The sequence below is a fragment of the Streptomyces sp. NPDC058373 genome (assembly GCF_042723275.1).
GTDB lineage: Bacteria > Actinomycetota > Actinomycetes > Streptomycetales > Streptomycetaceae > Streptomyces.
Genome location: NZ_JBHXJE010000090.1, coordinates 1 through 6204 on the forward strand (window position 1 = coordinate 1; position 6204 = coordinate 6204).

Sequence of the window (6204 nt, forward strand, 5' to 3'; positions counted from 1 at the left end):
CCTCCGGACGGGGCCGCCCCCGCCGCGCCGCCGCCCCGGCAGGCGGGCCGGGCCGACCGCCCGCCGGCGGGCGCCGTGCCGGCCGGGCAGCCCGTGGCCGCGGTCGGCGGCGGCTGAACCGCCGGGGGCGCCCCGTGCCATACCTCCCACCTGGCGGAACCGGGAGCGTGCGGCGGGGACGCCCAGCCGCGTGCGGCAGGCGTCCGCCGAGCCCCGTACGGCGTGCCGGGCATCCGCTGGGAGCGGCCGGGCCCGGGCGCGGCAGGCGCACGCCGGACAGGAGGCGGCGCCCTCGCGTGTCGGTCCGTGAGCGCCGCTCACCCGCCGCCGGGGACGGGGAGGCCGGCCGGCCGCGCCGGCTCCGACGGGCCCGGGCGCCCGGCACGGCCGCCCCCAACCGCCTCCTTCCGGGCACGTTTTGGGGGTCCGTCACCTTCTTCAATAAGATCCGCCGATGATCACAACAAGACGGGCAGCGGTGGTGGTGGCCGCGCTGATGACGGTGCTGGCGGGGGCTCTCCCCGCCGCGTCGACAGCGGCCGCGGCCACCACCGCCGACGGGCCCACCGCACGTCCCGCGCCCAAGGTCGAGCTGGTGCTCGACGTGAGCGGTTCCATGAAGGCCCGCGACATCGACGGGCAGTCCCGCATGTCGGCGGCGAAGCAGGCGTTCAACGACGTCATCGACGCCGTGCCCGAGCAGGTCGAACTCGGCATCCGCACCCTGGGCGCGGACTACCCGGGCGAGGACAAGGCACGCGGCTGCAAGGACACCCGGCAGCTCTACCCGGTCGGGCCGATCGACCGCACCGAGGCCAAGACGGCGGTGGCGACGCTCAGCCCGACGGGCTGGACCCCGATAGGCCCGGCGCTGCTCGGCGCCGCCGACGACCTGGACGGCGACGACGGCGGCAGCCGCCGCATCGTCCTGATCAGCGACGGCGAGGACACCTGCGGTCCCCTCGACCCGTGCGAGGTGGCGCGGGAGATCGCGGCCAAGGGCATCGATCTCGTCATCGACACCCTCGGCCTGGTCCCCGACGCCAAGATCCGCCAGCAGCTCTCCTGCATCGCCGAGGCGACCGGCGGCACGTACACCGCCGTGCGACACAAGGACGACCTTTCCGACAAGGTGAAGCAACTGGTGGACCGCGCGGCCGACCCGGTGGTCACGCCGGTGCCGGTCGAGGGGGCCGCGGCCTGCGCCGACGCGCCGAAGATCGAGCCGGGGCTGTACACCGACCGCCAGCCGCTCGGCACCCACCGGTGGTACCGGGTGGACGTGCTGCCGGGCCAGGAACTGCGCGCGTCGGTGAGCGTGGCGGCCGACCGCCCGCTCGCCGACGACTACGGCGTGCTGCTGCGCGCGGCGACCGCGCACGGCCGTGAGCTGGTGCGGGGTTCGGAGGCCGGCAGCGGCCGCACCGACGTGATCTCGTCGGGGCTGCGCCACCCGGAGCGGGAACGTCCGGACGCCGGCACCGACAAGCCGGCCGCGACCCCGGTCTGCCTGGAGGTCAGCAACTCCTTCTCGGCCGCCTCCGCCAAGGCCGCCGACGCCTCGGCGCCGGGCATGCCCCTGGAGCTGACCGTCGACGTGGTGGACGGTCCCGGCGACGCCTCGGACACGGCCGCCTTCGGGCTGGGCCGCGGCTGGTGGCTGCTGGGTGTGCTGATACTCGCCGGTTTCCTCGGCGGTCTGCTCTTCGGCTGGCTGTCGCGCTGGCGCTTCGCCGTCTGGAGGACCCGCTGATGCGTACCGCTCTTCGTAGCAGGCCCCTGGCCGCCGCGGACGTGACGGCCCCGGCCGCGCCCTCCCGGCGCCACCGGAGGCGTGCGCTCGCGGGCGCCGTTCTGGCCGCCGCGGCGCTGTTCACCGCGGCGCCGCCCGCCCTCGCCGACGCCTCGCCGTCGGCCTCCGCCTCCGAGGACGAGGAGGCCGAGGCGGGTCCGACCGAGGCGGGCACCGCGTTCCGCACGGCGGCGCGGCTGGCGCAGGGGCAGCGCGGTACCGCCTCCGCGTCGACCGGCGACTACCTGTACTGGGTCTTCCCGGCCGACACCGGGCAGCGCCCGACGGTCGAGGCGACGGTGTCGCTGCCCGCCGAGCGGGCCCGGCAGTCCGCCTCCACCTGGCGGATCGACGTCTACGACGGGCTGCGCCGCCGCCAGGCGTGCACGTACGGGCTCCAGGAGCGGCGGGCCGCCAAGGACGCCGCCGAGGTGCGGCTCTCCTGCACGCTGCGCACGGTGCGGGCGTTCTCCGAGCCGTGGGCCGACGACCCGCTGCCCGGCGCGTACTACGTCCGGCTGACGGTCTCGCGGCTCTCCGCCGACGACCTGGGCCGGCCGTTCCAAGCCGAGATCGGCGTCGCCTCGCAGGAGACGGGCGGTTCGACGGCGGTCGGCGGGAAGCTCTCGCAGCCGCTGCTGCCGGGGATCTCCGCCGCGTCCGCCTCGGCGGACGGCGCCGGCGACGAGGAGGCCGGTGAGGAGTCGGGCGAGGAGACGCCGCGTCCGGCGGCGCTGGCCGAGCCGGAGGACGGCTGGTCGTCCGGCTGGTGGACCGACCGGTGGCTGTGGACCGCCGGGGGCGCCGTGCTGGCCGCCCTCGCGGGCGTCTTCGGCTACACGCTGACCCGGGGCGGCGGCCGCCCCGACCGGGTCCCGCCCGGCGTCTGACGGGGTGACGGCTCCGCGCGCCTCCCGGCCGGGAGGCGGGCGGAGCCGCCCCCGGCGCACGGTGGTGAACTCCCCCTTCACCCCTGGCCAGAGCAGTCGCCGCGCTGTAGGTTGCCGTGCCGGCCGCCCGTCGCGCACGGGCGGCGGCCCAGGCCGTGGAGGCCGTACGGAAGTGCGGCACACCGCGGGCGAGAGGAACGGAGGCGCACCCGGTGCGGGAAGTGAGTGTGGAGCGTCTGGTCGCCCCGCCGGCCACCGGCGGCCTCGCCGACTCGGTCTTCCACGCGGCCGAGACCCGTCCCGACCGCCCCCAACTGGCCCTGGAACCGGCGGGAGCCGGCCGAGGCTGGCGCACCGTGACGTCCGGCCGCTTCCGCGACGAGGTGCTGGGGCTGGCCCGGGGGCTGCTGGCCGAAGGGGTGCGGCCGGGCGACCGGGTGGTGCTGATGTCGCGCACCCGCCCCGAGTGGACACTACTGGCGTACGCCCTGTGGACGGTCGGCGCGGAAGTGGTGCCGGTCTATCCGACATCCTCCATCGAGCAGGTGCGCTGGGTCCTCTCCGACGCCGGGGTCCGGGCGGCGGTGGTGGAGCACAGCGGGCAGGCGATGACGGTGGCCGCCGCCTGCTCCGACCCGGGCGGGCTGCTCGGGCTGTGGCAACTGGACCTGGAATGCCTGGCGGAGCTCGTGGAGCGGGGCGCGGAGGTGCCGGAGGCCGAGGTCCAGCGGCTTCGGGCGGCGGTCCGCCCGGAGGCGACCGCCGTCATCTGCTACACCTCGGGCACCACCGGCACCGCCAAGGGCTGCGTCATCAGCCACGCCAACCTGGCCGCCGAGTGCGACACCCTGATCGCGGGCTGGGGCCACCTGCTGGCGACGCGCGGGGAGCAGCCGTCCGTCCTCGCCTTCCTCCCGCTGGCCCACTGCTACGGCCTGATGGTGGCGGTCACCTGCGTACGCGGCGGCTATCTCCTCGCCCACCAGCCGGAGATGGCCCCGGCCCTGCTGCTCCCCGCCCTCGCCTCCTTCCGGCCCACCTTCCTCTTCGCCGTCCCCTACGTCTTCGAGCGGATCTTCGACGAGGCGTGCCGGGAGGCCGAGGCGGCCGGGCACGGGGCGCTCTTCGAGAAGGCCCGGGAAGCCGCCGTCCGGCACGCGGAGGCCCGCGAGCAGCGCGCCTGGGGCACCGGCCACGGCCCGGGCCCGGTCGCGAAGCTGCGGCACTCGGTGTACGAGCGGACGGTCTACGGCAAGGTGCGCGCGGTGTTCGGCGGGCGGGTCCGGGCGGCGGTGTCGGGCGGCTCGCCGCTCCGCCGCGAACTGGGCCTGTTCTTCGCGGGCGCCGGGGTCACGGTCTACGACGGCTACGGGCTGACCGAGACCACGGCGGCGGTCACCGCGCAGCCGCCGGGCCGGGTCCGTTTCGGCACCGTGGGCCGCCCGCTGCCCGGCACCACCGTGCGGATCGCCGACGACGGCGAGGTGTGGGTACGGGGGGACACGGTCTTCCGCGGCTATCTGCACGATCCGCCGGGGATGGCCGACGGCTGGCTGGCCACCGGCGACACCGGCCGGTTCGACCCGGACGGCTATCTGACGATCACCGGCCGCAAGAAGGACATCATCATCACCAGCGGCGGCAAGAGCGTCTCCCCGCAGCTGCTGGAGGAGCAGTTGCGCCGCCACCCGCTGATCGCGCAGTGCCTGGTGGTCGGCGACAACCGGCCCTACGTGGCGGCGCTGCTCACCGTCGACCAGGAGGCGCTGGCCCACTGGCAGCGGCTGCGCGGGGCGTCGGGGCGGGCGGCGTCGGCCCCGGCGGACGAGGCGGAGCTGCGGGCCCAGCTCCAGCGCGCGGTCAACCAGGCCAACACCCTGGTGTCGCGGGCCGAGTCGATCCGGGCCTTCGAGGTCCTGCCGGTCGACTTCACCCTCCAGGAGGGGTTGATGACCCCTTCGTTCAAGCTCCGCCGCAGCGTCGTGGCGCACACGTACGCGGAGGTCATCGAGGCGCTGTACGCGCGCTGAGCCGGCCCGCCCGGCGGGCCCGGGACAGCTTCGCGAAAAAATCTCGCCGCCGGTGGCATGGCCTCGCCCGGCCCGGGCACACGCCCCTCAGACCGACCTGAGGGCCTCCCCCCCCTGGCCTGACAGGTTGTCGCGGCCCCACCCGGCTCTCCCCCCTCGCCCGGTGGGGCCGCCCCTTTTCCTCCAGGGGCGCGCGGTGCTCCGGCCCCGGCGCGGACTTTTCCCGGTGTCCCCCCCGGCCCGGACCCTGCCGCCCTGCGCGTCCCAGCCATGCGCCACGGCGAACCGCCCGTCCGGCTCCTGGGCGGACGCGGACGGGCGCCCGTACCGCGAAAGGCCCGGCGGAGCGAAGCGGCGCACGGCCTGGGCCGGGGCCCCGATGCCGCCTGCGCCGGGAGGCCTGAGCACCCGGCCCGGCGTGCGGGAGAGGCGCCCCGCGGGGAAATCGGGACATACCTCGGCCAGGTCACCCCACTGCCCCCACTCCCCCATTTCCCGCCCGACCGGGAATTCCCGCACCAACCTGGCTCCGCTGTTTTCGCGGTGCGCAACAATTCGCCGGGCGAGTCCATTTCCCACCCGGCGGCTCCTTCTTCCCCCTGCACCGGACGCTGTTCCTCCACATCCTGGAAACATCGCCTTCTCATATCGCCGGCAACGCGATTCCCGCCCATCCGGGGACGGCTCTGTCTGCGGCGAATCTGCACAGCCGTGCCGCACCTCCGTCACCGCCACCCATACCTTCACCGCGTGTGACCCTCCGAGGTCAACGGCGCGCACCAGGGCTTCACACCAGAGCGTGCGGTGTACACGCGAGCGTGACCCCACCGGGTCGGGCGGCGGGGAGGTGTGAAGGTGGTGCCGCTCTCCTGTGCCCGATTCTGCACTCACTGGTGAGTGGAACGACGCCGCCCGCCGCATTCCGCTCTCACCGATTGGCCGCCCCGAGCACCGGCGTGCTTTGATCCATCGCACTGCGGCACCGCCCCCGGAACTCCGGTTCAGCGCCTTTCGTCCGGGGGCCGCCAGGAGATTTTCCCCTTCTTCTGCACGAGTGCGCCGCGGTGGCTATTTCCATCAGTGATGCGAAGGGAACTCCCCCCATGAGCTACACCCCCCAGGTCGAGACCGCCGAGATCGCCGACAGCGAGCTCGACAACATCTCCGGCGGCCTCGTGAACGGCCTCGTCGGCTCGGTCACGGCCAGCGTCGACTCCGTCGCCCCGGTCAGCGAGACCCTCGGCGCCGTCACCGGCACCGTGGAGCAGACCACCGGTCTGAACACCGCCCCGGTCACCGGCCTCGTCGCCGGTCTCTGAGACCCGCGCGCCACCTGACGACGCGTGCGGTCCGCCGAGGCGGGCCGCGACGGGCGGGTCGGCGGGGCCGGGCGGGGGCCGGGGGCGGGTGCGGCGGCCGGGGTGCGGCGGACGGACCCCGGGGGCCCACACCCCGCGGCCCGCGGGGGGGCCGGGCCGGGGCACCGGCGGGC

4 protein-coding genes are annotated in these 6204 nt (G+C 75.6%); all 4 read left to right on the forward strand.

Features of this window, described 5'->3' with window-relative positions; translation table 11 throughout:
• Window positions 1-454: 454 nt before the first annotated feature.
• On the forward strand, window positions 455-1753 hold the full coding sequence (locus ACFWMZ_RS27990) for a VWA domain-containing protein (RefSeq protein ID WP_383183640.1): 1299 nt from the start codon (window positions 455-457) through the stop codon (window positions 1751-1753).
• The gene (locus tag ACFWMZ_RS27995; protein WP_383183638.1) at window positions 1753-2682 is read left to right on the forward strand and encodes a hypothetical protein; all 930 of its coding nucleotides are present in this window, start codon (window positions 1753-1755) and stop codon (window positions 2680-2682) included. The genes ACFWMZ_RS27990 and ACFWMZ_RS27995 overlap by 1 nt, the downstream gene beginning before the upstream one ends.
• Window positions 2683-2894: 212 nt before the next feature.
• On the forward strand, window positions 2895-4712 hold the full coding sequence (locus tag ACFWMZ_RS28000; RefSeq protein WP_383184235.1) for an AMP-dependent synthetase/ligase: 1818 nt from the start codon (window positions 2895-2897) through the stop codon (window positions 4710-4712).
• A gap of 1103 nt (window positions 4713-5815) precedes the next feature.
• Window positions 5816-6031, forward strand: coding sequence for a type A2 lantipeptide (locus ACFWMZ_RS28005; protein WP_383184237.1), 216 nt, complete (start codon window positions 5816-5818; stop codon window positions 6029-6031).
• The last annotated feature ends 173 nt before the right edge of the window (window positions 6032-6204 follow it).